The sequence below is a fragment of the Pedobacter sp. genome (assembly GCF_965279535.1).
GTDB lineage: Bacteria > Bacteroidota > Bacteroidia > Sphingobacteriales > Sphingobacteriaceae > Pedobacter.
In genome coordinates, this window is record NZ_OZ257244.1 from 2338042 (window position 1) to 2362981 (window position 24940).

25 protein-coding genes are annotated in these 24940 nt (G+C 37.2%); 19 read left to right on the forward strand and 6 right to left on the reverse strand.

Annotation, left to right across the window (positions count from 1 at the left end; translation table 11 throughout):
* Positions 1 to 31 precede the first annotated feature (31 nt).
* Positions 32 to 298: an isoleucyl-tRNA synthetase gene (locus tag ACQY77_RS09270; protein WP_421938260.1), complete on the reverse strand. Its 267-nt coding sequence runs from the start codon at positions 296 to 298 to the stop codon at positions 32 to 34.
* Between the two features lie 269 nt (positions 299 to 567).
* On the opposite strand from ACQY77_RS09270, the gene ileS reads away from it, so the two are divergent.
* The 4 genes from ileS to ACQY77_RS09290 all read left to right on the forward strand — a co-directional run bounded on the left by ileS (position 568) and on the right by ACQY77_RS09290 (position 5698).
* Positions 568 to 3969, forward strand: coding sequence for an isoleucine--tRNA ligase (gene ileS, locus ACQY77_RS09275; protein WP_421938259.1), 3402 nt, complete (start codon positions 568 to 570; stop codon positions 3967 to 3969).
* Between the two features lie 30 nt (positions 3970 to 3999).
* Entirely contained in the window at positions 4000 to 4383 is a 384-nt protein-coding gene (locus tag ACQY77_RS09280) for a TraR/DksA family transcriptional regulator (RefSeq protein ID WP_090881725.1), read from the forward strand.
* Positions 4383 to 4985, forward strand: coding sequence for a lipoprotein signal peptidase (locus ACQY77_RS09285; protein WP_421938258.1), 603 nt, complete (start codon positions 4383 to 4385; stop codon positions 4983 to 4985). The genes ACQY77_RS09280 and ACQY77_RS09285 overlap by 1 nt, the downstream gene beginning before the upstream one ends.
* Before the next feature lie 197 nt (positions 4986 to 5182).
* The gene (locus tag ACQY77_RS09290) at positions 5183 to 5698 is read left to right on the forward strand and encodes a DUF4269 domain-containing protein (protein ID WP_421938257.1); all 516 of its coding nucleotides are present in this window, start codon (positions 5183 to 5185) and stop codon (positions 5696 to 5698) included.
* A gap of 141 nt (positions 5699 to 5839) precedes the next feature.
* Here ACQY77_RS09290 and ACQY77_RS09295 read toward each other — a convergent pair whose 3' ends face one another.
* From ACQY77_RS09295 to ACQY77_RS09310, 4 genes are all read right to left on the reverse strand, one after another.
* Positions 5840 to 6199 (reverse strand): DUF2809 domain-containing protein, encoded by a 360-nt coding sequence (locus ACQY77_RS09295; protein ID WP_421938256.1) that lies wholly within the window; start codon positions 6197 to 6199, stop codon positions 5840 to 5842.
* 145 nt (positions 6200 to 6344) lie between these two features.
* A complete protein-coding gene (odhB, locus tag ACQY77_RS09300; RefSeq protein ID WP_421938255.1) occupies positions 6345 to 7574 on the reverse strand; it encodes a 2-oxoglutarate dehydrogenase complex dihydrolipoyllysine-residue succinyltransferase in 1230 nt (409 codons plus the stop codon).
* A 91-nt stretch (positions 7575 to 7665) separates the two neighbouring features.
* The gene (locus ACQY77_RS09305) at positions 7666 to 10461 is read right to left on the reverse strand and encodes a 2-oxoglutarate dehydrogenase E1 component (protein ID WP_421938254.1); all 2796 of its coding nucleotides are present in this window, start codon (positions 10459 to 10461) and stop codon (positions 7666 to 7668) included.
* A 242-nt stretch (positions 10462 to 10703) separates the two neighbouring features.
* Complete coding sequence (locus ACQY77_RS09310) at positions 10704 to 11978, reverse strand: DASH family cryptochrome (protein ID WP_421938253.1); 1275 nt, start codon at positions 11976 to 11978, stop codon at positions 10704 to 10706.
* Positions 11979 to 12156: 178 nt separating this feature from the next.
* On the opposite strand from ACQY77_RS09310, the gene ACQY77_RS09315 reads away from it, so the two are divergent.
* From ACQY77_RS09315 to ACQY77_RS09325, 3 genes are read left to right on the forward strand one after another with little or no spacing between them, the layout of a single operon-like run.
* Positions 12157 to 13539, forward strand: coding sequence for a DUF4139 domain-containing protein (locus ACQY77_RS09315; RefSeq protein ID WP_421938252.1), 1383 nt, complete (start codon positions 12157 to 12159; stop codon positions 13537 to 13539).
* Between the two features lie 29 nt (positions 13540 to 13568).
* Entirely contained in the window at positions 13569 to 13772 is a 204-nt protein-coding gene (locus tag ACQY77_RS09320; RefSeq protein ID WP_428430145.1) for a DUF4139 domain-containing protein, read from the forward strand.
* A 48-nt stretch (positions 13773 to 13820) separates the two neighbouring features.
* A complete protein-coding gene (locus tag ACQY77_RS09325; RefSeq protein WP_421938251.1) occupies positions 13821 to 14738 on the forward strand; it encodes a TIGR01777 family oxidoreductase in 918 nt (305 codons plus the stop codon).
* Between the two features lie 4 nt (positions 14739 to 14742).
* Here the strand turns inward: ACQY77_RS09325 and ACQY77_RS09330 are convergent, their stop codons facing one another.
* Positions 14743 to 15828 carry a hypothetical protein gene (locus ACQY77_RS09330; protein WP_421938250.1) on the reverse strand — a complete coding sequence of 362 codons (1086 nt, stop codon included), beginning with the start codon at positions 15826 to 15828 and terminating at the stop codon, positions 14743 to 14745.
* Positions 15829 to 16191: 363 nt separating this feature from the next.
* Here ACQY77_RS09330 and ACQY77_RS09335 point away from each other — a divergent pair, with 363 nt between their 5' ends.
* From ACQY77_RS09335 to ACQY77_RS09390, 12 genes are all read left to right on the forward strand, one after another.
* Positions 16192 to 16386, forward strand: coding sequence for a hypothetical protein (locus ACQY77_RS09335; protein ID WP_421938249.1), 195 nt, complete (start codon positions 16192 to 16194; stop codon positions 16384 to 16386).
* Positions 16387 to 16480: 94 nt separating this feature from the next.
* Entirely contained in the window at positions 16481 to 18139 is a 1659-nt protein-coding gene (locus tag ACQY77_RS09340) for a tetratricopeptide repeat-containing sensor histidine kinase (RefSeq protein WP_421938248.1), read from the forward strand.
* Between the two features lie 10 nt (positions 18140 to 18149).
* Positions 18150 to 18815 carry a response regulator gene (locus ACQY77_RS09345; RefSeq protein ID WP_421938247.1) on the forward strand — a complete coding sequence of 222 codons (666 nt, stop codon included), beginning with the start codon at positions 18150 to 18152 and terminating at the stop codon, positions 18813 to 18815.
* Between the two features lie 170 nt (positions 18816 to 18985).
* Positions 18986 to 19321: a YegP family protein gene (locus ACQY77_RS09350; protein WP_421938246.1), complete on the forward strand. Its 336-nt coding sequence runs from the start codon at positions 18986 to 18988 to the stop codon at positions 19319 to 19321.
* A 10-nt stretch (positions 19322 to 19331) separates the two neighbouring features.
* The gene (locus ACQY77_RS09355; RefSeq protein WP_421938245.1) at positions 19332 to 20396 is read left to right on the forward strand and encodes a type I restriction endonuclease; all 1065 of its coding nucleotides are present in this window, start codon (positions 19332 to 19334) and stop codon (positions 20394 to 20396) included.
* A 186-nt stretch (positions 20397 to 20582) separates the two neighbouring features.
* Entirely contained in the window at positions 20583 to 20951 is a 369-nt protein-coding gene (locus ACQY77_RS09360) for a hypothetical protein (RefSeq protein WP_421938244.1), read from the forward strand.
* A 335-nt stretch (positions 20952 to 21286) separates the two neighbouring features.
* On the forward strand, positions 21287 to 21523 hold the full coding sequence (locus ACQY77_RS09365) for a hypothetical protein (protein ID WP_421938243.1): 237 nt from the start codon (positions 21287 to 21289) through the stop codon (positions 21521 to 21523).
* The gene (yidD, locus tag ACQY77_RS09370) at positions 21523 to 21807 is read left to right on the forward strand and encodes a membrane protein insertion efficiency factor YidD (protein ID WP_428430146.1); all 285 of its coding nucleotides are present in this window, start codon (positions 21523 to 21525) and stop codon (positions 21805 to 21807) included. Before ACQY77_RS09365 ends, yidD begins: the two co-directional genes overlap by 1 nt.
* 138 nt (positions 21808 to 21945) lie before the next feature.
* Positions 21946 to 22329 carry a DUF6804 family protein gene (locus tag ACQY77_RS09375; protein WP_428430147.1) on the forward strand — a complete coding sequence of 128 codons (384 nt, stop codon included), beginning with the start codon at positions 21946 to 21948 and terminating at the stop codon, positions 22327 to 22329.
* A gap of 5 nt (positions 22330 to 22334) precedes the next feature.
* Positions 22335 to 22742: a hypothetical protein gene (locus ACQY77_RS09380; protein WP_421938240.1), complete on the forward strand. Its 408-nt coding sequence runs from the start codon at positions 22335 to 22337 to the stop codon at positions 22740 to 22742.
* A gap of 5 nt (positions 22743 to 22747) precedes the next feature.
* Complete coding sequence (locus ACQY77_RS09385; protein ID WP_421938239.1) at positions 22748 to 24076, forward strand: hypothetical protein; 1329 nt, start codon at positions 22748 to 22750, stop codon at positions 24074 to 24076.
* An 11-nt stretch (positions 24077 to 24087) separates the two neighbouring features.
* Positions 24088 to 24936, forward strand: a complete 849-nt coding sequence (locus ACQY77_RS09390; protein WP_421938238.1) for a hypothetical protein — start codon at positions 24088 to 24090, stop codon at positions 24934 to 24936.
* The last annotated feature ends 4 nt before the right edge of the window (positions 24937 to 24940 follow it).

Genomic DNA, 24940 nt, shown 5'->3' on the forward strand with positions numbered 1-24940 from the left:
TTTTACTCAGCTAATACAATTACCTGCGTTTTCAAGCCTCTGCCTTACCCTCCTCATCTACCGGCACTTCTACAGTTGGATCGGTAATGATTTCAACATTACCATCATCATCTTTTTTGGCAAACAGAATAGGATATAGAAACCAACAGGCGCCTACAATTAGCAATACACCGGCCAACATCTCTAAATAGATGCTCCATTTAATTTCGTAGGCATATAGCACACGATAAGCAACAAAAGAAATGATCCCCGCAAGGATAACAAAAACTGCTTTTTGTAATTTAAGGAGCTTAATCATGGGTTTCTCTTTTTTAAGTTGACAATATGAATCAAAACAAAAATGAGCCCAATAAGTTCTAACAATCCACATAAATAAAAGCCATACAACACAAAATTTCTGTTGGCTGGATTAATAACTGCAATAACAGGCAAGGCAATTACTGCTATTATCATCAAAGAAAGGCCTATATTAAATAATTTCACCGCAAAGTATTTACATCTAAACTACTAAAATTGGGCGAAAAACGTTAACTTTGCAACCTTAATTTTTTTGAAGGTACTTTATTGATGTATAGGGAATTTAAACAATTGGAACTTGCCAAAATAGGGCAAGAAATACTCGATTTTTGGAAAGCAGAAAACATCTTTGAGAAGAGCATTTCTTCACGTCCAAAATCTAATCCGTTTACCTTTTACGAGGGTCCGCCATCGGCTAACGGTATGCCTGGTATTCACCATGTAATGGCCCGTGCTATTAAAGATATTTTTTGCCGCTACAAAACCTTAAAAGGCTATCAGGTTAAACGTAAAGGTGGCTGGGATACTCATGGCTTGCCGATAGAATTGGCTGTAGAGAAAAAATTAGGCATTACCAAGGAAGATATCGGCAAAAAAATTAGCGTTGATGATTACAATGCAGCCTGCCGTACTGAGGTAATGAAATATACAGATGTTTGGAACGACCTAACCGAAAAAATGGGTTACTGGGTTGATCTTGAAAATCCATACATCACTTACGAAAACGATTATATTGAGACCCTTTGGTGGATCTTAAAACAATTATATAATAAAGGCTTCCTTTACAAGGGCTATACTGTTCAACCTTACTCCCCTGCTGCCGGAACCGGACTAAGCTCACACGAGTTAAACCAGCCGGGAACTTATAAGGATGTAAGTGACACCACCATTGTAGCACAGTTTAAAGCCATTAATGAGACTTTACCCAAAGCATTAAAAGCATTTGGAACGGTTCATTTCTTAGCATGGACTACCACCCCCTGGACATTACCAAGTAACACAGCCTTAACGGTAGGTCCGAAAATTGATTACGTTTTGGTTAAAACTTTTAATCAATACACATTCGAACCCATCCAGGTGGTGTTGGCAAAAGCACTTGTATCTAAGCAATTTGCAGGAAAATACTTTTTATCTGAAAATACTGAAGATTTTAGCAACTATAAAGCTGAAGATAAAAAAATTCCATATACCGTTTTAGCTGAACTTACCGGAGCCGATTTAGTTGGCATCAGATACGAACAACTATTACCTTATGCCCTTCCTTACCAAAATCCTGAAAATGCTTTTAGAGTAATTTCCGGAGATTTTGTAACGACTGAAGATGGTACAGGTATTGTTCACACTGCCCCTACCTTTGGTGCAGATGATGCGAGGGTGGCGAAATTAGCTACCCCTGAAGTACCACCAATGTTGGTTTTGGATGAGAAAGGCAATGCCGTTCCTTTGGTTGATTTGCAGGGTAAATTTATTGCTGCTTTAGGTGGCAATTATGGAGGCAAGTACGTTAAAAACGAATATTATAAAGACGGCGAAGCACCAGAGAAATCTGTAGATGTTGAACTGGCTATTCAGTTAAAAGAGGAAAACAAGGCTTTTAAGGTAGAGAAATACGTCCATACTTATCCGCACTGCTGGAGAACGGACAAGCCTGTATTATACTATCCTTTAGACAGTTGGTTCATCAAAACCACTGCAGTTAAGGATAAAATGGTGGAACTAAACAAAACCATCAACTGGAAACCTGATGCCACCGGAACCGGTCGTTTTGGTAACTGGTTGGAAAATTTAGTAGACTGGAACCTTTCCCGTTCACGTTATTGGGGAACACCGTTACCAATCTGGCGTACCGCCGATGGTGCTGAAGAGAAGTGTATCGGCTCAGTTGCTGAATTGAATGCAGAGATTGCCAAGTCAGTAGCAGCTGGTTTTATGCCTGAAGGATTCGAACTTAAAGACATGCACCGCCCTTACGTGGATGATGTAATCTTAACTTCATCAAAAGGCGAGAAAATGACCCGTGAAACTGATCTGATAGATGTATGGTTTGATAGTGGTGCAATGCCTTATGCGCAATGGCACTTCCCTTTCGAAAACCAGGAGGCCTTTGAAAATGCCTACGCGGCAGATTTTATTGCCGAAGGTGTGGATCAAACCCGTGGTTGGTTCTTTACCTTGCATGCTATTGCTGTAATGTTAAGCGAAGCTAGTGATGAGATTAAAGCAGTAAATGCAAAAGTTGGCAATCCGGGAGTAGCATTTAAAAATGTAGTTTCAAACGGATTGGTATTGGATAAAAACGGTAATAAAATGTCTAAACGCTTAGGCAATGCTGTAGATCCTTTTGCTACCATTGAAACTTATAGTGCTGATGCCACCCGATGGTACATGATTAGCAATGCATCGCCATGGGATAATCTTAAATTCAGTATTGAAGGATTAGATGAAGTACGCCGTAAGTTCTTCGGAACGCTTTATAATACTTATGCATTCTTTGCATTATATGCGAATATCGATAAATTCGAAATCGATAAGAATAATTTAAGTAAAGTTGCAGACAGAACAGAACTGGATCGTTGGATTTTATCTTTATTACAAAATCTAATCAATGAGGTAGATGAAAGTTACAATGCTTACGAACCTACTAAAGCTGCAAGGGCTATCCAAACGTTTGTTGATGAGCATTTAAGTAACTGGTATATCCGTTTAAGTCGCCGCCGTTTCTGGAAAGGTGAAATGACTGAGGATAAACGTGCCGCTTATGAAACACTTTATACTTGTCTGGAAACACTTGCACAGTTAATGAGCCCTGTTGCTCCATTCTTTGCCGATTGGTTATACAAAAACTTAACGGTTACGGATAAACATGCTGAACAATCTGTGCACTTAACCTTATGGAAAGAAGCAGACACCAATCTGATTGACAATGCTTTGAATGAAAGAATGCTCTATGCCCAGGATATTTCTTCGATGGTATTATCATTGAGAAAGAAATCGGGTATTAACGTACGTCAGCCTTTGGAAAAAATCTTAATCCCATCGTTAAATGGCGATTTCGAACAAAAAATTGCTAAAGTTGCCGACTATATCCTTTCTGAAACCAATGTTAAACATATTGAGTTCATTACCGATACACATGGTATAGTGAAGAAGAAATTAAAACCTAATTTTAAATCACTTGGCAAGAAAGTTGGTAAGGATATGAGCATTGTGAAAGCGGCTTTAGAAAATGCAACACAGGATGACATCCAACGTTTAGAGATGGATGGCTACATTAATGTTTTCGGAAGTGAAGGACAACAACATGCTGTTGATTTAAACGATGATGTTGAAGTTTTCGCCGAAGATATTCCGGGATGGCAGGTCACCAATTTAGGAAGCTTAACCGTTGCGCTGGATGTAACCATTACAGAAGAGCTAAAGCAAGAAGGAATTTCCCGTGAATTGGTGAACAGAATTCAGAATTTACGTAAAGAATTGAACTTTGAGGTGACAGATAGGATAAAAGTTACCTTACAAAATGATAACTTGGTGGCGGATGCAGTGGCTAAAAACAAAGCTTACATTTGCGCTGAAATATTAGCTGATGAATTTGAATTAACAGATGCTGTAAATAATGCAAACAAAATCGTGATCGATGATGTTGAGTTAAGCATTTTAGTAAATAAAATATAAATCCATAAATTAGAAAATTAGATAAGTAACATGGAAAACAGCAACAAAACACGCTACTCAGACAGTGAACTACAAGAATTTAAAGATTTAATCCTAGATAAATTACGTATGGCAAAAGAAGAGTTAAACTCTTTAACTGCCTCTTTGAGCAATCCAAATGCAAATGGCACTGAAGATACTTCTGGTGCTTACAAAACTTTGGAAGATGGTTCTGCAACAATGGAAAAAGAGCAGATCAACCAGTTGGCTGCGCGTCAAAGAAAATTTATCGACAACTTAGAGAACGCTTTGGTTCGTATTGAGAACAAAACTTATGGTATTTGTCGCGAAACCGGTAAATTGATTCAGAAAGAACGTTTACGTGCGGTGCCGCATGCTACACTAAGTATGGAAGCTAAATTAAAGCAAGGTTAATGAAAGGCTATACGAAACCTTTAATTCTAATCTTTTTGGTTTTGCTGGCCGATCAGCTGGTAAAAACCTGGGTGAAAACCCATATGTATCTGGGTCAGGAATTTAATATTCTTGGCAAGTGGGCCATTATCCATTTTACCGAAAATAACGGGATGGCTTTTGGTATGGAGTTTGGCGGTGAATTCGGTAAGCTTGCACTTTCTCTTTTTAGAATTGCAGCGGTTGGTGGAATTGGCTATGGCCTACATTATCTCATTAAGCATAAATACCACAGAGGGTTAATCCTGAACGCGGCCTTGATCTTTTCAGGGGCTTTAGGGAACATTATTGATTCTGTTTTCTACGGTAAGATATATGGTTACGAGAACTGGTTTCATGGCAGAGTAGTAGATATGTTCTACTTTCCTATTGCACAAGGCCATTTCCCAAGCTGGTTTCCCATTTGGGGAGGCGAAGAATTCATTTTCTTCAGACCTGTTTTTAACCTCGCAGATGCGGCCATTTCTGTAGGGGTAGTACTTATACTGATTTTCCAGAAAAACTACTTTAAAGAGGACGTAAAGGACGATGTGAGCATTAACAGCGAGATTGTTGAGGATTAAATGAAGAATCGTATTGCTGAATTCATTTTACAGTAGCTCCTGCTACCCCTTCAGAACAGCATTTTTAACAAAGCCCATTCCCAAAAGAATTGGGCTTTGTTATTTTAACAGCATTAACCTGTAAGGGCAAAACACACATAATGATGCTGAAAATAAAAATTAAGACCCGGCCAAACCACCAGTATTTTTTTTAAACCATGATTAATTTTCTTGATATAGCTTATCTGCGGAATGGGAACAATAAACAGCAAAAGGCTTATCACATTTTGAAAAGCAACAAGGTGCTTGAAAAATTGCATAGTTATGCACCAATTTTGGTTGGAACCATCCCAATTGAAATTGACATTACAACCAGTGATTTAGACATCATTTGTGAGATGAAGGATGAGCTTGCCTTTACAAACGATCTGAGTAATTTCTTCGGTGCAGAAAAAGCATTTTCCATTTCCAGAAATGACTCATTCAAATCTATCAAAGCCAGTTTTATTATTGGAGGTTTCGAGGTAGAGATTTTTGGGCAGCGCATCCCTACTATTATGCAAAATGCCTATCGGCATATGCTGATGGAACATAAAATACTGCAGGAAAAAGGTGAAGATTTTAAACAGGAAATTATAAAGCTTAAAGCATCAGGCTACAAAACAGAGCCCGCCTTTGCCAAGTTACTAAATCTGGAAGGAGATCCATACGAAGCACTTTTACGGATTGAGTAGCACAACCTGGTGTTAATAAACCGTATTGCAGCGGCATCCTTTTTGGGATAAAAATGTGCTTCTTCTGCCAAAAAATTCCAAAAAGATATAGCGGAAAGACGGACAGCTGGTGGCGATAAGCACCGAACTTGCTTTACCTATTTAATCCTTTAGCATCAAGCAAATGAGGTAGCCTCCAAAATAGGCCAACAAATCGTAATAACTGAACGAGGTTCCCATCACGATGCTCATCAATTTATTATCTTCTAAACCAAACCAGGTAACATAATGAAGGGCCTGTAAAAACTCAATGATACAGGCAAAGACGAATACACCTGATGCGAGTTTTTTATTATTGGTTAACAGAAAGGTACGAAGGAAAGCATAAATGAGTATAACGACCAATACGTCACCTCCGAACGGACGAATAAAGGGGTCGTGCAGGTATTTACCAATGAGTATTTCGGCAATAAGGATAACCAGAAAAAGGATTAAAAACTTGTAACTGAACGTTAATTTCATCGGGCAAAGATAGATTTATTTAGTCATGAGTCTAAAAGTCTGTAGTTCCGAGTAAGCTAAAAGCCGAAAGCAAATCACACTATACTAAAAAACAAAAAGCCCCGACTACGCGTCGAGGCTTTGGTATGTTTAAGCTAGTGAAAGACTAAACGCCTAATAATAATCTAGCCGGATCTTCTAATAATTGTTTCACACGAACCAGGAATCCAACAGATTCACGTCCGTCGATAATTCTGTGATCGTAAGATAAAGCTACATACATCATCGGGCGGATTACCACTTCACCTTTTTCAGCGATTGGGCGTTCTACGATGTTGTGCATACCTAAAATCGCAGATTGGGGCGCATTGATGATCGGTGTAGACATCATTGAACCAAATACACCACCATTGGTAATGGTAAAGGTTCCACCTGTCATTTCTTCGATGGTTAATTTTCCATCGCGTGCTTTTAAAGCCAATGCCAAAACAGATTTTTCAATCTCAGCCAAAGACATGCTTTCAGCATTGCGGATTACCGGAACAACCAAACCTTTTGGCGCAGAAACCGCAATAGAAACATCAGCAAAGTTGTTGTAAACCAATTCTTCACCTTCAATACGTGCATTAACTGCAGGGAAATCTTTTAAAGCTTCTGTTACGGCTTTAGTAAAGAAACTCATGAATCCTAAACCTACACCGTGTTTTTCTTTAAAAGAATCTTTGTATTTAGCTCTCAAATCCATGATTGGCTTCATGTTAACTTCGTTAAATGTAGTTAACATAGCGGTTTCATTTTTAACAGCAACTAAACGTTTCGCTACGGTTTTGCGAAGTGGCGACATTTTCTCACGACGCTCTGTACGGCTTCCTGCAGGAGCAGCAACCGCAGCAGGAGCAGCAGCAGCTTTAGGTGCTTCCGCTTTTTTACCAGCCTCAGCTTTTAGAGCATCCTCTTTCGTGATACGGCCATCAACACCTGTACCTTTTACAGTACCGGCATCAACACCTTTTTCTGCTAAAATTTTACCAGCAGCCGGAGAAGGTGTACCAGTAGCATAGCTTTCGCCAGATCTTTCTGCAACAGGGGCTGCAGTTTTATCTTCAGCAACCGCTGCCTTTTCTTCAGCTTTTGGAGCCTCTGCTTTTGCAGGAGCAGCGCCACCATCTTCGATTTTACAAACAACTGCACCAATCGGCAATGTATCACCTTCGGCGGCAATGGTTTTTAAAGTTCCAGCTTGTTCTGCAGTTAATTCAAATGTAGCTTTATCCGATTCTAATTCAGCAATAACTTCATCCATTTCAACAACATCGCCATCGTTTTTAATCCAACGCGATAAAACAACTTCGGTTATAGATTCTCCAACCGCAGGAACTTTTATTTCTAAACTCATATTTGTAACGTTATGTATTTTATGTTAAAGGCATACCGCAGCAAGACTTAATTCGGTTTATCCTTTTAAATCTTGCTACTTTAACCTCGATTTAATCTATTTGAACCAATTTTTTTGTTGCTTTTTTAGCGATATCCTTTACATCCTCTGTTACCGGAATTTCTAAAGCTTTAGCTAAAATATACGCTTGCTGGTTAGCATGTTGTTTTGCAAAACCTGTTGCTGTACTGCTGCTTTCTTTTCTGGAAATTACATCAATACCTTTTAAGGCTGTTTTGTACAACTTGCGGAATAAATATGGCCATGCACCCATATTTTCTGGTTCTTCCTGTACCCAGAAAACCTCTGTAGCATTTTTATATTTCTTTTGAATCGCCTCCATTTGGTCAATCGGAGTTGGATACAACTGCTCTACACGGACAATTGCAACATGTTTCAATTGATCAGCTTTTTGTTTCTCTAATAGCTCATAGTAAATCTTACCTGAACAGAAAAGTATCCTGGTTACATCAGCAACTTTTACATTCACATCATCAATTACTTCTTTAAAGCCTCCTTCAGTAAATTCTTCTAATTTAGAAACACAAGCCGGATGACGCAATAAACTTTTAGGAGAGAACACGACTAAAGGTTTACGGAAATCGCGTTTAAACTGACGGCGCAATACGTGGAAGAAGTTGGCCGGAGTAGTTGCATTTACTACCTGCATATTATAATCAGCACAAAGCTCCATAAAGCGCTCAATACGTGCTGATGAGTGCTCAGGTCCCTGACCTTCATAACCATGAGGTAATAACATTACCAAACCGTTTTCACGTTGCCATTTGGTTTCTGCACTCGCAATGTACTGATCCACCACAATTTGTGCCCCGTTAAAGAAATCACCGAATTGTGCTTCCCAAATGGTTAAAGCATTCGGGTTGGCCATTGCATATCCATATTCAAAACCTAACACACCATATTCTGATAAGTGCGAATTATAAATATCGAAAGGTGCCTGCTGATCAGAAATGGTAGCTAAAGGAACATATTCTTCCTCACTATCTTCTAAGGTTAAAACGGCATGACGGTGAGAGAAAGTACCTCGCTCCACATCCTGACCACTTAAACGTACACGTTTACCTTCTGATAATAAAGTACCATAAGCCAACTGCTCGCCCATTGCCCAATCGAACACCTGTGTCTCGTTAACCATTTTACGACGTTCATCAAATAATTTCTCAATTTTCTTGAAGAACTTTTTGTTAGATGGTAACGTGGTAATGCGTTTACCAATCTCTAGCAAAGTCGATTTTTTTACCGCCGTAACAGGTGAAGTTTCAAAATCTTTAGGAGTAGCCATACGCAAATCTGCCCATGCTCCACCGAATTTAATTTCAGCATTAGTAGCCACAAATTCTTTAGCTTCATTTAACCGTTCCTGCAAAATACCACGGAATTCTTTTTCCATTTCTTTTGCTAATCCTGCTTCCAGTTTACCTTCTTCTGTTAACTGTTTAACATAGATTTCTCTTGGGTTAGGATGTTTCTCAATGGTTTTGTACAATAAAGGCTGTGTGAATTTAGGTTCATCAGATTCATTGTGGCCAAAACGACGGTAACATAGAATGTCAATAAAAACATCATTTTTATATTTCTGACGGTATTCCATTGCTAAGTTGATCGCATAAACCAATGCTTCAGGATCATCTCCGTTTACATGGAATACTGGCGATAGCGTTACTTTGGCAATATCTGTACAGTAAGTACTGGTACGTGCATCTTTATAATTAGTTGTAAAACCTACCTGGTTATTGATCACCAGGTGGATAGTTCCACCAGTTTTATAACCTTCAAGGCCGGCCATCTGAATTACTTCATAAACGATACCCTGGCCCGCAACAGAAGCATCACCATGAATTAAGATCGGTGCCAGGCGGCTATTATCACCAGCATATTTGAAATCGATCTTAGAGCGGCTCATTCCTTCTACAACACCATCAACAGTTTCTAAGTGCGATGGGTTAGGGCATAAACTCAGGTGAACGTTTTTACCTGAATTAGTGGTTACATCGGTAGAATAACCTAAGTGATATTTTACGTCGCCTCCATAAGGGGTATCAGCGCTATAGCTTTTACCTTCAAACTCAGCAAAAATATCTTTGTATGTTTTTTGCATGATATTGGCCAACACGTTTAATCTTCCGCGGTGAGCCATACCAATTACAAATTCTTCAATTCCTAAATCTGCTCCTTTTTCAATTACAGAATCTAAAGCAGGAATTAAGGCCTCTGCTCCTTCTAAAGAGAAGCGTTTCTGGCCTAAAAATTTTGTGCCTAAGAAATTCTCAAAGCTAACCGCTTCGTTTAATTTTTTAAGGATTCGTTTCTTCTCGTCGATAGAAAAGTTAGGCGTATTCCTGGTACTCTCCATTTTTTGCTGAATCCAGTTCAACACTTCTGGGGTACGTAAAAACTTAAACTCCGCTCCGATAGAGCCAGCATAAGTTTGCTTTAAAACTGCTAAAATATCTTTAAGCTTAGCTGCTCCGATGCCAAGTTCAACTCCTGAGTTAAAAACCGTTTCTAAATCAGCCTCAGATAAACCAAAATTAGCTAAATCTAAAGTTGGTAAATGTTTACGTCTTTCCCTTACCGGGTTAGTGTGTGTAAATAAGTGACCACGACTTCTGTAGCCATCAATCAGGTTAAGTACATTAACCTCTTTTAAAAATTGTTCGGGAGTTGCCGCACTAACAGCTGGCGCCTCTGACCCTCTTCCAAAATCAAAACCTTCAAAAAATTTTTGCCAGCCAAATTCTACTGACTCAGGATCTTGTTGATACGACTGATATAAAGACTCTATATATTCGGCGTTTGCGCCATTGAGATAAGATAATTTATCCATTATTAACTTTTTACTATAAGCATTACAAAATTAGCTTTTTACCTTGTAAAAAAAGGCAAAAATCTTGATTAAAAATAGAATTTGTATTTATTCTAAACGATTAATTCATTTGGAAAAAAAATAGTGTGATAATATCATAGAATACATAGCAGATCATTTAAAACCTACAGCAACTCTAAATCGATTAAATGTTATAATTTAAAATATTAATCGAGATAAAATCCACGAATTGTTCATTGCAATTATGATGCCCAAGTAATGGCGTAATTTCCCTTTGGATCGAGGTTTTTAATATTTTTATCGAGATCAAAAACACTTTTTGATTTTTGATCATTACCAACACCCGCAATATTGGCCCAGTTACCCCAGTTACTTGCCGGATTATAATCAACTAATCTCTCTTCAAAATAAGCTGCACCATATACCCAGCTTACCTCCAGATTATTAATTAAATATAACGCTGCAGTTTGTCTGGCAATATTGGAAATATAACCAGTTTGATTCAGTTCATTCATCACGGCATCTACCACTGCAAATCCGGTTTGCCCGGTTCTCCATTTATCGAAATTTTCTTGCTGATTATCCTGATCAACCAATCCCTGACTTCCAAAACCATTGGGCTTAAAGAAAATATTGCCGTACTTTTTAAACATGAAACGAAAATAATCTCTCCAAAGCAGGCCTAAAAGCACATGATTAAACATGGCTTTGGCATTGGGTACACTCTCCATCTTTTTGATTTCCCAGTATACTTTTCGAGGGGAAAGGGATCCCATCGCCAGCCAGGCAGATAGTTTGGAGGCTAATATCAGGTTCTTTGAAGTTGCCGCCTGCTGCATGGTATTGATTACCTTATGTAAGTGTTGGATACCTTCCTGCTCACCACCTATAAATTCAAAATCCGAACGTTGGTCTCTGGGTTGAGGTTCGAGGTTTACATCCTCAAGTGAGAAAATATTTCCCCAATCTATTACCTCAGCAACATTTATCCGATCTGGGGCTGCAAAGCAGGGTTTGATAATGGAGTCGCGTTCAATCTTTTTCTTAAACTGATTAAATGCATCAGGAATATCTTTAATGGGAAATGGTAAATCTTCCTTATTATATAAAGTATGACCGATGAAATGTTTCAGGTTTACCCGCAATTTCCATAGGGCATTTTCTACCAGAGTAGAAATGTGCGTTTCTTCCATGGCTACCTCACGGTGATGGTAAACCTCTGTAATTTCATACTCCTGAACCAATTGAGGGATAATTTCTTCTGGCTGCCCTTTGGCAATCAGCAAATTTCCTCCAATTTGTTTTAAAGAATTGCGTAGTGATTCAACACTTTCAATGATGAATTGAGCCCTGATGCTCCCCGTTTTTTGTGTATCGTATTTAGTTTTATCGAAGAGGCGGGTATCAAGGATATAAACTGGTAAAACGGCATCGGATTTAGCAATAGCCTCCACCAACATTTCATTGTCGTGCAAGCGCAGATCATTTCTAAACCAGACTAGTATTTTTTTTGACATCTATCTTAAAAAAGTGCTAAGAACGCAATAACAAAAATATCTTATTTTTCCTTTGCATCAAAAAGATACACCTTTCTTTACAAATAGGCAACAAAAAGAATTGTTCATTTTATGGAAAATCAAAAATCAGGGCATCTTCCCTTCAACATTGATTTCAATCCCCCCAAAAAAAATGAAAATGAAACAAATATTGATCGCGCTACTCCTCCCGCTAACGGCATTGGGGCAACAGCAAATTAAAAGCAAAGCAGGTTTAGAAAGTGTAACCGTGTATAACAATGGTGCACAACTTGTACACAAAGGGATTGTTAGTTTGCCGGCAGGAACCTCAGAGGTAGTAATCAACAACATCTCAGGCCGCGTAAATGAAAACTCTATTCAGGTAAGTGTTTCTCCGGGAGTTACCATTTTAGCTGTTCAATTTAATAAAGACTTTCTCAATACAGATGCAGCAAACCCGGAAATTAAGAAATTAACTGACAGTATTAAGATTGCTACTGCAGAATTAACTAAAACCAGGAATGCCAAAACCATTGAAGAACAAACCTTAGTTTTACTGGATGAGAACCGAAAATCGGGAGGAACAAGCAGCGGAACCAATGTTGCCGAACTGATCAAACTGGCTGATTATTACCGAACAAAAAATGCTGAAGTAAGAAATGCCATTGCTAGCCTTACCTTAATCGAAGATAAGCAAAATCAGAGACTCAATGCCTTACAGCAACAGCTTACTGAATGGCGCAATAACCCCAACCAACAGCTGGGACAACTGGTGCTTCAACTCATGGCTAAAGAAAATATGGAAAGCAGTTATCAGCTTTCCTATGTTACCCCTAATGCAAACTGGCAGGCTAGTTACGATATTAAGGCCATAAGCACCGCTAATCCTTTGGCAATAGTTTATAAGGCGGCCATTACCCAAAACACCGGCCTCGACTGGAAAAAAGTAAAGCTTTCGCTATCTACCGGCAATCCAAATTACAATATTACAGCCCCCACTTTAAACCCTTGGTTTGTATCTACTTATCAACCGCAGCAGATCAGAATCAGGGGAATGGCTTCTCCAAGTATAAATGAAGACAAAAGCCTTAGTGAAGTAGTTGTTGTTGGTTATGCAAAAGCTAAAAAAGAAGCGATAACAGGATCCGTTTCTACCGTAAATAATTACACTTCAGTAAATGAATCTCAACTGGGGGTAACTTTCGATATTTCTATCCCGTATGATGTAAATAGCGATAACAAGCCTCATACCGTAGCTTTTAAAGAGTATGAAGTTCCTGCAACCTATAAATATTATGCGGCACCTAAGTTAAGTACCGACGCTTACCTGTTAGCAGAGGTAATTAATTGGGAAAATTTTAACCTTCAGCCTGGAAATGCCAATATTATTTTCGAAGGCACTTATACCGGAAAATCTTATATCAACCCCGCAAACATACAGGATACCCTTAGTTTAAGTATGGGCAAAGACAAAAAAATTATCATTACCAAAGAGAAACAACAGGATTTTAGCAGTACTAAATTTATCGGGACCAATAAAAAGCAGTTTTCTCTTATTTAATCAAAATCCGAAACACCAAAAAAGAAAGCATAGATTTATCCTTAAAAGATCAATATCCTTTATCAACGGAAAGTGATATTGAAGTAGAACTGCTGGAAAGCAGTGGTGCAGAAGTTAACAAAGAAAACGGGATGCTTTTATGGCAGTTAAAAATAGCACCCAACGAAACCAAAACCATTAAATTAAGCTATTCGGTAAAAGCACCTAAAAATAAAGTTATTACTGGCCTTTAATTAAACCACAGGCCTCAAACCCTTTTGTATCTTTAGTGTTTTAAAAACATGGCTAAAAAGATTCTGATTACCGGTGCAACAGGTTTAGTAGGCAATGCGCTTCAAAAACATTTAAAGCCCAGGGGATATAAAATCAATACCCTTTCCAGAAAGAAAAGTAACGACCCAAATAGTTATGTATGGAATGTTGAACAACAGCAGATTGACCCAAAAGCTTTTGAAGGGGTATGTGCCATTATACACCTTGCCGGTGAAGCGGTAGCGGATAAAAAGTGGACTGAAGAACGTAAGGAGGAGATTATTGACAGTCGGGTAAAGTCTACTCAGCTGCTGTATAAAACATTGAGCTCGATTTCGGACCATCAGGTAAAAACCATTATTTCTGCCTCAGCGGTAGGCTATTACGGTGATTGTGGCGATGAAATATTAACGGAAGAAAGCGAAAATGGCTATGGTTTTTTAGCCGAGTGCTGCAAACTTTGGGAACAAGCTGTTGATGAAGGCAAGCGGCTGAGCTTAAGGGTAGTGAAATTACGCACAGGTATTGTACTCAGTACAAGGGGTGGCGCATTGCCTCAAATGGCTCTACCAGTAAAATTATTTGCCGGTTCTGCACTCGGAACAGGAAAACAATGGGTGCCCTGGCTGCACATTGATGATATGGCCGAAATGTATGTACACACTTTAGAAAACATAAATACAGCGGGTAGCTATAATGCCTGTGCCCCTTTTCCGGTAACTAATGCCACATTGACTAAAGCCTTGGCTAAACAGCTCCATCGGCCGTTTTGGCCCATCAAAACACCCAAAAAAGCAATTGAACTTTTAATGGGCGAACGGGTTGACGCCGTGCTCATGAGTTCGAATACATCTGCACAAAAGATACTGGATTCAGGCTTTAAATTTAAGTTTACCCATGTGGAAGATGCGCTGAGGGATTTGTATTTCCCTGGCAGGAAGTTATAGTTACTTAAACCGCAGTCAATGATTTCTTCTTTACTTCTTTCCTAATTAATACAACTAATAGTACAATAACCGAAATGATGGAGATTCCCCAAACCAGTCTTGTTAATTGATATCGATGATATGAGGTGTATTTGAACAATATATAAGCTGTAAGCGGTCTTAATCTTTTAGCTGTGTCAACAGGATGCATCCCGCTATCGCTGAAGAATTCATGGTGTCCTTTGATGTTTGAATACCAGACTTTGCCAATAGCGTTTTTAGTCAAAGTATCTGGCACAGTAATCTTTGTCAAATGCATGAGTTTATTTCTGTCCATCTGAACTACAGGAGTACTTATATTATTATTTTTATCACAAGCTATTCCTTTATAATATTCTCCTGCCCAATACATACACTTGTCAGGAGTTGGTGTAGGCCTATCCAGAATATTTTCCCAGAGTAAAGAAGCTGCTCCCCCAATTAAAAGAACAACAATGCTACCGAATAAAACCCACTTCAATGATATAGAAGATTTTACTGTATCTGTCAACACACTTGTGCCTGTTGAAGTGTCGGGTTCAATTATTTCTTCTTCTGGTTTACCCCCCTTATCAATTAATACATCAACTTCGTTGGCAGCTGCGTCTTCCTGACCTAGAACCACAACGACTACAGGAGGATCTTGTGAAGGATCAGTTTGATTTTCCCCTGCTTCCGTTAACTCAGTTACATCTTCATTCTCATCCGCCTCAAGTTTCAGTTTTCTCTCCTTCCAATCATCGTAGGATTCAAAATCTATTAGCCAAGCTAAAAGTTTTACAGGTTCCTCATCCCTGATGCTTGTTCCTTTCACCAAAAAACTTTCTAATGGCCTAAATTTCTCTAAATCAAATTTTTCTATACTTCGTATTGCGTCATTATATTGATTAAGCGGATCAAAAAATGCTTGAACAGTACGGTCATTTATTTTTGATGTTCTTTTTGAGAATTTATTTAGACACTCTCTTCTTAATCTTGCTCGAGTTAGTCTTTGTAAATTATCAGAAAGTAGATATGATGCCTTCATTTCCAGATAGGAATTTCTTACTTCAAGTTTATAATCCTCAAACATTTTCAAAAAATTTAGCGTAAAAATAGGGCGGAATTTTCGGAATTTTTACGGTTTTCCGGAATTCTAGAGGAAAGATAGGAAACTTCGGAATCCTTTGATAACTAATCTTTTGCAAGCCCCCATATTTGTCTCAATAATTAGTTCAAGCGGCGCTTCAAACTTAAAACGCAGCACAACCAACTAATTAAAAAAGAGTAGAAATCGCGGTAGTAAATAGCCGGTTTGGGAAGCAGTTATCTGCCCCCGCGATGGACGCTCGGACTTCCCAAAAATTTCAGAAGGCCTTCTGATTCACCATGTGGCAAACCCCGCGAAAAGGCTCGCGGGGAACCACCGAATTAGTAACTGTAAATTTTTGACAAAATGATTATTCCAATTTTTATCGCTATCCTTTTAGGATTAGTAAATCCTGATAATACCAATACAAACAATTGTAACGGTACAACCCAAGTTAGTACTGCTGATGCGGATCCAGAAGATGGTGATCCTGGTGATACTGATCCCGGAGATGAAACTGGTGGTGACAACGGACAATTGCCTCCACCAAGAAACCCATAATTCAATAAACAAAAGGGCAGTTTTTATTCTGCCCTTTTGTTTTATATTTCAGATGTTGTCTATATTTTATAAATTAGACAAACCTTAAAAACCATTGAAATCATATTTAACGCCTCTGCTCCTGTTATTGTTTATTTCTTGCCGCAAAGAAAAAGAAACAACTATCCCTAAAACGGGTAATCCTTTTTATGATAAAGCATTCGAATATCAGGAACAGGAAAAAAGCGATAGTGCTTTTCTATATTTTAATAAAGCCAAAGATGTATTTCTTCAAAGAAGTGATAGCTTAAATGCTGGGGCATGCCTCATATATATGGCGATCATTTCTACAAATAAAGGCGACTCTTTTGACGGGCAGGAAATTTCTCTGGATGCACTATCATATTTTAATAAAAACAAGAAGGAGCATGCCGCATACATTAAATCAACGCTTAACAATCTCGGGATTACCTCTTTTAATTTAAAAAACTATACCCAAGCCATTGATTTTTATAATCAATCTTTAAATTTTACTCCAGACAGCGCCTCCATATTGGTTATTCAAAACAATATTGCAAATGCCTACAGGGAGAAAAAAGAATACAAAAAGTCGCTACAGATTTACAGCAATATTTTAGATCAAAGGGTGAAGAATCAGGTAGAATTTGCAAGAACGCTGACCAATATTTCTTTTACCAAATGGCTTCAAAATCCAAATTATATAGCTAGCGCCGAATTATTAAAAGCACTACATATTCGCGAGCAGGAAAAAGATCTTTGGGGATTAAACTCAAGTTATGCCCATCTTACAGATTACTATCTTAAACGCAAGCCAGATTCAGCCTTATACTTTGCTCAGAAAATGTATCAGGTTGCCCGAACGCTCAATAGCGTTGACGATCGTTTGGAAGCCCTTCAAAAACTGATTAAGCTAAGTCCTGCCACCGCTTCAAAACAACATTTTGAAACCTATCAAAGTCTTAACGATAGCATATTAACTGTTCGTAACGCAGCAAAAAATCAATTTGCACTCATCCGTTATGAAATGGAAAAAAATAAAGCCACCAATTTAGCTTTACAAAAAGATAATGCAGCAAAACAATATCAGATCATCATTATTGCATGTGCTGCATTGGCTACAATCACCATCGGGTTTATCTGGTATAAGAAAAGAAAGCAAAAATTAGAATCGGAAGCCAGAAATGCAATAAAGGAAAGTCAGCTCAAAACTTCTAAAAAAGTGCATGATGTTGTGGCTAATGGATTGTACAGGGTTATGTCTGAAATTCAAAATCAGGACGAAGTAGATAAAGATGGTGTATTAGATAAAATTGAAGATTTATATGAGAAATCGCGTGACATCTCTTACGATGAAATTGTTTATCATGATCAGGATTTCCATCTTAAACTGCTAGAATTGCTCAGCTCTTTTGCTACAGATCAAACTAAAATTCTACTGGTCGGGAATACAACAGCACTTTGGAAAAATATAAATGCTCAAATAAAATATGAACTGGAGCATATTCTGCAAGAATTGTTGGTCAACATGAAAAAACATAGCCAGGCTACCAACGTCGTAATTAAATTTGAACAGGTTAATCAACATATAACGATTTATTACACCGATAATGGTATTGGAATTGCAAAAAATACTTCTTTCAATAATGGGCTCAGCAATACGGGAAACCGTATAAAAACCATTCACGGAGCGATTACTTTTGATACTCAAACTGAAAAAGGGCTTAAGATTCAAATCACCTTTCCAGTTGCTTAAATGAATGACTATGTTTAAAAGAGTACTAATTGCCGAAGATCACGAAATCGCCAATATTTCTGTTGTTAAAACATTAAAAGAACTGGGAATAGCCGGCACCGATTATGTTTATTATTGTGACGATGCTTTAACCTGGATTCAAAAAGCAAATCAAAGCGGTCAACCTTATGATTTGCTAATTACCGATCTTTCATTTGAAGAAGATCATCATCAGCAAAAAATACCCGATGGCTCTTCCCTTATCCAGGCTGCCAAGCGCATACACCCTCATTTAAAAGTACTCGTATTTTCCGGGGAACACAAACCAGCGATTATTGATTCCCTTTTTAAAGAACTGGATATTGATGCGTATGTACGTAAAGCACGCCATGATGCTCAACACCTCAGCCAGGCAATAAATGCAATTTATAATGGTAAAAAATTTTTGTCTCCCGACTTAAAATTATCTTTAAAAGAAAAGAACGCTCACAATTTTACCGATTTTGATATCACTGTAATTTCGCTGCTTGCACAAGGCACCCTACAAAAAGATATTCCATTATACCTACAGCAAAAAAATATTAAGCCATCAGGCCTAAGCAGTGTTGAAAAGCGACTTAATCTGATGAAAGAAGTGCTTGATTTTTCTAAAAATGAACAACTGGTCCTGTATTGCAAGGATATGGGCATCATTTAAACCAAAAAATGTTCTCCTTTAAATAAAACTACTCTACTCCAATAGGGTCCTGGAATCACTTTGTCTTTTTTTTATTTAAGTCATTTAAAAATTCTGGCTTTTACGGCTTCCCGTAAAAATTAGTTTGGGGATCAGGGTACTTTCGAACACTAAACCAATAACGCATTTACATGATGGGAAAATTTATCATCACCAAAAGGAAAGACAACGAATTTCAATTCAACCTGAAAGCGACCAACGGCCAGGTTATTTTAACCAGTGAGGGCTATACTGCTAAAGCTTCTTGCACTAAGGGTATTGAATCGGTAAAAACCAATGCCCTATCAGACAGCAGGTATGAAAGGAAGATTGCCCGGAACGGCTTATATTATTTCAATCTTAAAGCAGGTAATGGAGAGGTTGTCGGCACAAGCCAGATGTACACCTCTTTTACAGCAAGAGACAACGGTATTGAATCGGTAATGGTTAATGCTCCCGGAGCAACAATAATGGATGAAACCACTTAAACCTAACGCTATGGAACTTAAATTAAAGCTAGAACAGCTACATCAAAGGGTAAACGGCTTAAAAGATCAAATCTGTACTGAAGAGGCGACAAAAAATGCTTTTGTAATGCCTTTCATTCAAATTTTAGGCTATGATATCTTTAATCCGACAGAAGTTATCCCGGAGCATATCTGCGATATTGGAACCAAAAAAGGGGAGAAAGTAGATTATGTCATCCGCAAAAATGACGAGCCTATTCTCATTTTCGAATGTAAACATTGGAAAGAGAATGCAGATGCCCATAATTCACAGCTCCACCGATATTATCATGTTTCGAAGGCCAGGTTTGGTGTATTAACCAATGGAACCATTTACAATTTCTATACAGATCTGGAAAAACCAAATATTATGGATGAGAAGCCTTTCTTAACCATTGACATTGAAGACCTTAAAGATAGCTCGCTTAAAATCTTAGAAAGTTTTACCAAAACTGAGTATAATTTAGAAAGTATTCTTGATTCGGCAGAAGCGCTAAAATACATTAAAGCTATTCGCAAAGAATTTGAAAAGGAAATTGAAAATCCGACAGATGAACTTGTAAAATTATTGGTGAATCGTTTTTTTGATAAACCACTAACTGCAAACCGGATGATTGCTTTTAAAGAATATACCAAAAAAGCACTTTCCATTTCCATTAATGAATCGATTAGCCACCGTTTAAAATCGGCCTTAAACATTAATGAAAAAATCGAAAGCAATGAAGAACCGAAAGTAAATCCTGTTGATGATAACAGTGATGCGCCAAAGGTCATCACTACCGATGAAGAAGTAGAAGCATTCCAAATTGTAAAAGCCATTTTAAGAGAAAAAATATCAGCAGACCGAATCTCTCCCCGAGATACCCAATCGTATTTTGGAGTATTGCTGGATGATAATAACCGGAAACCGATTTGCAGGTTTCATTTTAACACCGCAAATAAATACCTGGAAATCTTTCACAATGGCAAAGATGCAGGCGAGAAAAAGCAGCTCAACAATCTGGATGAAATATATGATTACAGAACCCAGCTGCATCAAACGATAGCACTTTATTAAATTTTAGTTTTAATGCTCGGTAAATGTTGAGGTTGTTCCTGCCCGGCAGAATAATCTCACATTTTCTCCCCAAAACCATTACTGCCATGTAGCTGTAATGGTTCTAAACTTCTTCTTCAAAAATTAAACTGTGTTACGGTTTCCTGTAAGGAAAGCACTTCCAGCTAAGATATTTTTGAAGTGTTTATGAAATCGTTATATCTCATTTTATTGTTCGTTATCTTCTCTGCATCTGCATTTGCACAGAAACGAAAAGTAGCCACCTTCCAACTGATGGAACCGCAGTTTAACACCAAAACCATCAAAGGTACCATCACTGAGGTATATGTAACCCAACGGTACGGAAAAACATTTTGGTGGGTAAAAATAGGTAGAGATACCATTATCCATGTATGGGGCAAACACCTGGACACAGCCACCATGAAACCTGGAATTACCGGAACATTTTACAGCATAAAACGCTTAAAAAACAACTGGTGGAAGAAGGAAAAATCTGAAATATCATCCAAAAAAACAAAGACACAACTAACTAATAATAAGCAAGATGCTCCTTAACCAGGCCTTATTTATTTTTTAAAATTATTTTATTGATTTACGGTTTCCCGTAAGGGAAGCCGTATGGGTTTGGGTAGTTTTGGAGTGTTAAATAATTAAAAAATGTATGGAAAGATATGCTAATAAATTGGGAATTCTGGAGTTTCAAAATATCAGATAGGAGCAAACTATATCTGTATAGAGTTTAAAAGAGGTAGCATTTATGAATATACCAATTTAAGCGCAGGTGTTAATAATAGTAACACCATGAAATCACTAGCGATTTTTAGAAGCGGATTGAACAGCTTCATCATGAAAAATGTAAGAACTAACTATTCACAACAAATAAGATAATCATGGAATACAAAGTAGTACCGTTCACAGCAACACTAGACCAAAAGAAAGAAACTACAAGAGTAGTAGCAGAACAATTAGAAAAATTGATTACACAATTTACAAATCAAGGATGGGAATATATTAGGTTAGAAAGTGTATCAACCTATGTCCAACCTGATCCAGGGTGTTTTGGACTAGGAGCAAAGCCTGGCTATATGGCATCGTATCAAATGGTAGTCTTTAGTAAGTCTGTATGATGAAAAATCTCCTTCTATTAGTTATTAAATTATACTGGGCAATAGTTCCAAAAAACAAAAGGCGAAGATGCATTTTTAAAATAAGTTGTTCTCAATATGTATATCATAAGACTAAAAATGAGGGGCTTATAAAGGGGATAGCTGCAATCAGATATCGGTTTAATAATTGTAGGAGTGGGTTTCACATCTATGAAGATCCGATTGACAAGTGCAAAACAATGATTCTTCCAAACCTACAAATGATCAAAGAAAATGAAATTTCAGAAAGATTTTTGAATGGCTAAAAATCCTCACAAAATATTTTGATTGTATTTAATCATTTATCTATTCCTACTAAATCTAAACTAAGATAAATAGTAGAGATGCAAATCAATATACCGCTAAAAACTCATACAATTCTTTTCACTCTCAACCCCATCCCCATGAAGTTCTTATTTACCTTTTGTGCCCTATGCTGTTTTACAGCTATATACTACTGGCCAATAGAATATTATACATTTTTAAGGATAATTATTTCTATTGGGGCACTCTTAGTGATCTACAACGCTCTAAAATTAAAAAGCTATTTGTGGATACCGATTTTCTGCATAGTACTTGTTCTCTTTAATCCCATACTCCCTATTTATCTACACAGGAAAAGCATTTGGGTTCCAATAGACCTCTTGGTTGGAATATTATTCTTATTCCTCGCTTTTTTCAAAAAAAAGGAAAGCAAAGAAATCAGCAATATTCAAGCTTACCCTATTTCTAAAACCTATACCAGAGATCGAATTATTAGTTCTAAAATCTTAACCAAACAAAAATAATATTCATGGAAACAATTCAAATCACAGAAAAACTTAAAGCACATTTTTTAAGGCTGTATCAAATGGCCATTTGTGATAATAATTTTAGCGAGCTGGAGCTTAAAATGCTTTATCGATTTGCCGAAGAAAGAGGTATAACTGCACAAAATTTAGATAAGATTTTGCTCAATCCTATAGATTCTAAAACGATGCTTCCAGAATCATTAAATGAAAAAATAGAGTATCTGTATGACTTAACTCTAATGATTTGGGCAGATGAGCAAATAGACGACAACGAACGCTCTGCTCTTGAAAAGTACATCCAGCTTTTCGGATTCGTAGATGAAAATATTGCTGGAATTGCAGATTACTTTTTAGAAGCTGTGAAGTTAGGTAAAACCAAAAATGAAATTATTAATGAACTTCAAAACTAATTGTTATGACTACTCAAATTAAGAACCTATTTCGTTTAAAGTCTATTCCAGAAGCTGGAAGTGAAAAACATGATACCATGCAAATCCTGGCAGAAGAAAATCCTGAAGTAAGAAAGAGAACTTACCATGAAGCTGGCTTTAGAGATGGCTCAAGAAACATCGGTACACCCCAAGCATTATCTATTTGTCTGAAGGCTATTTATGCCAAATTCCAAAATGAGGAAAAAGAATTGGTAGACAAACAAAAGCAGATTAAACAGCCCTATATTAATGAACAAAATAACAAAGAGACCGAAATCAAAGCTCTTTCAATAAGTAAAGAGAATAAACAGGAGCAGATAGCCGCAATGGATGGTAAAATAGGATCAATTAAAGATATGATTGAATCCTTAAAATTTGAAATTAATGATCTTGCCCGTGATCCTGAAAAGTACCACATTAATGCTAAAAAAGGAGCGTCAACAAAATTTTGGATTGGTCTAATTATTTTAATCCCCATTAGTTTATACCTATTTACCTTTTATATCTCTACCTCTTATTCTGCATTTTTCAAAACTTTCGATCCAAACAGCAATTTAATGATGAATGTTTTAGATCCAAAGGCTTTTGATAAAGCATGGGCTGATGGAACACTTGAAGGAGCTTTTGTTTCATTCATACCCTTTGTATTCTTAGGTCTTGGCTACTTGATACACATGTTTAGCGAAAACAAAAGTATCGGCAATTATTTTAAAATAGGTCTACTATTCCTTATCACCTTTTTCTTTGATGCCATTTTAGCCTATCAAATTGAAGAAAAACTTTATGATTTAAACAAAACCTTTGATTCGCCTCCATTTGATTTGGGAATTGCTTTTACCAAAATTCAGTTTTGGGGAATCATTTTCGCAGGATTTGTAGTGTATGTAATTTGGGGTTTAGTTTTCGATTTCATCATGAAGGAACACAGAGAAAAAGATAAAATAAAGCACGAACAGCAACGCAGACAAAAGAACATTCTTATACACAATGTCAGAATCACAGATTTAGAAAAACAAAAAGAACTGCTCATTAAAGAATTAAACAATATCAAGGAACTTATTGCAAAAGCCCAGGGTAGGGTTGCAGAGTTGCAAAGAATTATTGATGCAGTAATCATTCCTACCAAGGAATACGTATTGTACGCTTCAGAGTATCTGCAGGGATGGATCACCTTTATTATGGAAGGCTTATTTGCACCTCAAACTAGAAAAGAAACACTTGTTTCAGAATGTATTACTACCTACCATGAAGACCTAAAAAATGTTGGCGCAAGTGAAGATTCCTTAAATTCTATTTATTTATCAGTTGTATAAATCTAATCATCATGAAAACTAAATTTTTACTCTTTATACTAATTTCTATAGGCTCAATAGGCATGAATATCGCTAGTGCGCAAAATCTAAACATTAGCTTTCTCCTGGATTTATCAGACCGAATAGATCCCAAAAAGAATCCAAGTACTGCAATGCAGTATTATCAACGAGATGTTCAATACATTAAATCTGTCGAAAAAGCATTTATCAATCATGTAAAGCAGAAAAAAATAATTCAATTAAAAGATCAGATGCAGGTTTTCTTCGACCCTGCTCCTCAAAACCCAATGATTGATAAATTAAGTAATCAGCTGAAAGTAGCTTTTGATAGATTTTCCAGTAAAAAAAGTATTATGGATATTGATAATATTTTTTCGACAATTCCCATAAAAATTTATCAATCGGCTATTAAAGACAATCAGTATATCGGTTCAGATATATGGAAATTCTTTCAGAAAAAAGTTAAAAATTACTGCATTCAGGATAATCATAGAAATATTTTAGTCATTATAACCGATGGTTACATGTATCATGAAAACAGTAAAGTTACCACTGGCAATAGGAGTTCTTACATCACGCCTGCTTTCATTAAAGCGAAAAAACTGACTTCTGCTGACTATAAAGCAATTATTAAAAAAAGCAATTTGGGATTTATACCGGCAACGACGGGTTTACAAAATCTGGAAGTACTTGTTTTAGGGATCAATCCCTCTAAGGGCAACCCGTTTGAAGAAGAAGTAATTAATGAATACTGGTCTGACTGGTTTAGAAAAATGAATGTCAAAAAGTTTAACATTCTATCTGCAGATCTGCCTGCAGATTTAGATCCGGTAATTCAAAAGATCATTTCAGGAAAGTAGTATT

What these genes read in the sequence shown, in the direction of transcription:
- ACQY77_RS09270 (WP_421938260.1), bottom strand. Translation starts at nt 298, where the DNA reads ATGATTAAGCTCCTTAAATTACAAAAAGCAGTTTTTGTTATCCTTGCG.
- ileS (WP_421938259.1), top strand. Translation starts at nt 568, where the DNA reads ATGTATAGGGAATTTAAACAATTGGAACTTGCCAAAATAGGGCAAGAA.
- ACQY77_RS09280 (WP_090881725.1), top strand. Translation starts at nt 4,000, where the DNA reads ATGGAAAACAGCAACAAAACACGCTACTCAGACAGTGAACTACAAGAA.
- ACQY77_RS09285 (WP_421938258.1), top strand. Translation starts at nt 4,383, where the DNA reads ATGAAAGGCTATACGAAACCTTTAATTCTAATCTTTTTGGTTTTGCTG.
- ACQY77_RS09290 (WP_421938257.1), top strand. Translation starts at nt 5,183, where the DNA reads ATGATTAATTTTCTTGATATAGCTTATCTGCGGAATGGGAACAATAAA.
- ACQY77_RS09295 (WP_421938256.1), bottom strand. Translation starts at nt 6,199, where the DNA reads ATGAAATTAACGTTCAGTTACAAGTTTTTAATCCTTTTTCTGGTTATC.
- odhB (WP_421938255.1), bottom strand. Translation starts at nt 7,574, where the DNA reads ATGAGTTTAGAAATAAAAGTTCCTGCGGTTGGAGAATCTATAACCGAA.
- ACQY77_RS09305 (WP_421938254.1), bottom strand. Translation starts at nt 10,461, where the DNA reads ATGGATAAATTATCTTATCTCAATGGCGCAAACGCCGAATATATAGAG.
- ACQY77_RS09310 (WP_421938253.1), bottom strand. Translation starts at nt 11,978, where the DNA reads ATGTCAAAAAAAATACTAGTCTGGTTTAGAAATGATCTGCGCTTGCAC.
- ACQY77_RS09315 (WP_421938252.1), top strand. Translation starts at nt 12,157, where the DNA reads ATGAAACAAATATTGATCGCGCTACTCCTCCCGCTAACGGCATTGGGG.
- ACQY77_RS09325 (WP_421938251.1), top strand. Translation starts at nt 13,821, where the DNA reads ATGGCTAAAAAGATTCTGATTACCGGTGCAACAGGTTTAGTAGGCAAT.
- ACQY77_RS09330 (WP_421938250.1), bottom strand. Translation starts at nt 15,828, where the DNA reads ATGTTTGAGGATTATAAACTTGAAGTAAGAAATTCCTATCTGGAAATG.
- ACQY77_RS09335 (WP_421938249.1), top strand. Translation starts at nt 16,192, where the DNA reads ATGATTATTCCAATTTTTATCGCTATCCTTTTAGGATTAGTAAATCCT.
- ACQY77_RS09345 (WP_421938247.1), top strand. Translation starts at nt 18,150, where the DNA reads ATGTTTAAAAGAGTACTAATTGCCGAAGATCACGAAATCGCCAATATT.
- ACQY77_RS09350 (WP_421938246.1), top strand. Translation starts at nt 18,986, where the DNA reads ATGATGGGAAAATTTATCATCACCAAAAGGAAAGACAACGAATTTCAA.
- ACQY77_RS09355 (WP_421938245.1), top strand. Translation starts at nt 19,332, where the DNA reads ATGGAACTTAAATTAAAGCTAGAACAGCTACATCAAAGGGTAAACGGC.
- ACQY77_RS09360 (WP_421938244.1), top strand. Translation starts at nt 20,583, where the DNA reads ATGAAATCGTTATATCTCATTTTATTGTTCGTTATCTTCTCTGCATCT.
- ACQY77_RS09365 (WP_421938243.1), top strand. Translation starts at nt 21,287, where the DNA reads ATGGAATACAAAGTAGTACCGTTCACAGCAACACTAGACCAAAAGAAA.
- yidD (WP_428430146.1), top strand. Translation starts at nt 21,523, where the DNA reads ATGAAAAATCTCCTTCTATTAGTTATTAAATTATACTGGGCAATAGTT.
- ACQY77_RS09375 (WP_428430147.1), top strand. Translation starts at nt 21,946, where the DNA reads ATGAAGTTCTTATTTACCTTTTGTGCCCTATGCTGTTTTACAGCTATA.
- ACQY77_RS09380 (WP_421938240.1), top strand. Translation starts at nt 22,335, where the DNA reads ATGGAAACAATTCAAATCACAGAAAAACTTAAAGCACATTTTTTAAGG.
- ACQY77_RS09385 (WP_421938239.1), top strand. Translation starts at nt 22,748, where the DNA reads ATGACTACTCAAATTAAGAACCTATTTCGTTTAAAGTCTATTCCAGAA.
- ACQY77_RS09390 (WP_421938238.1), top strand. Translation starts at nt 24,088, where the DNA reads ATGAAAACTAAATTTTTACTCTTTATACTAATTTCTATAGGCTCAATA.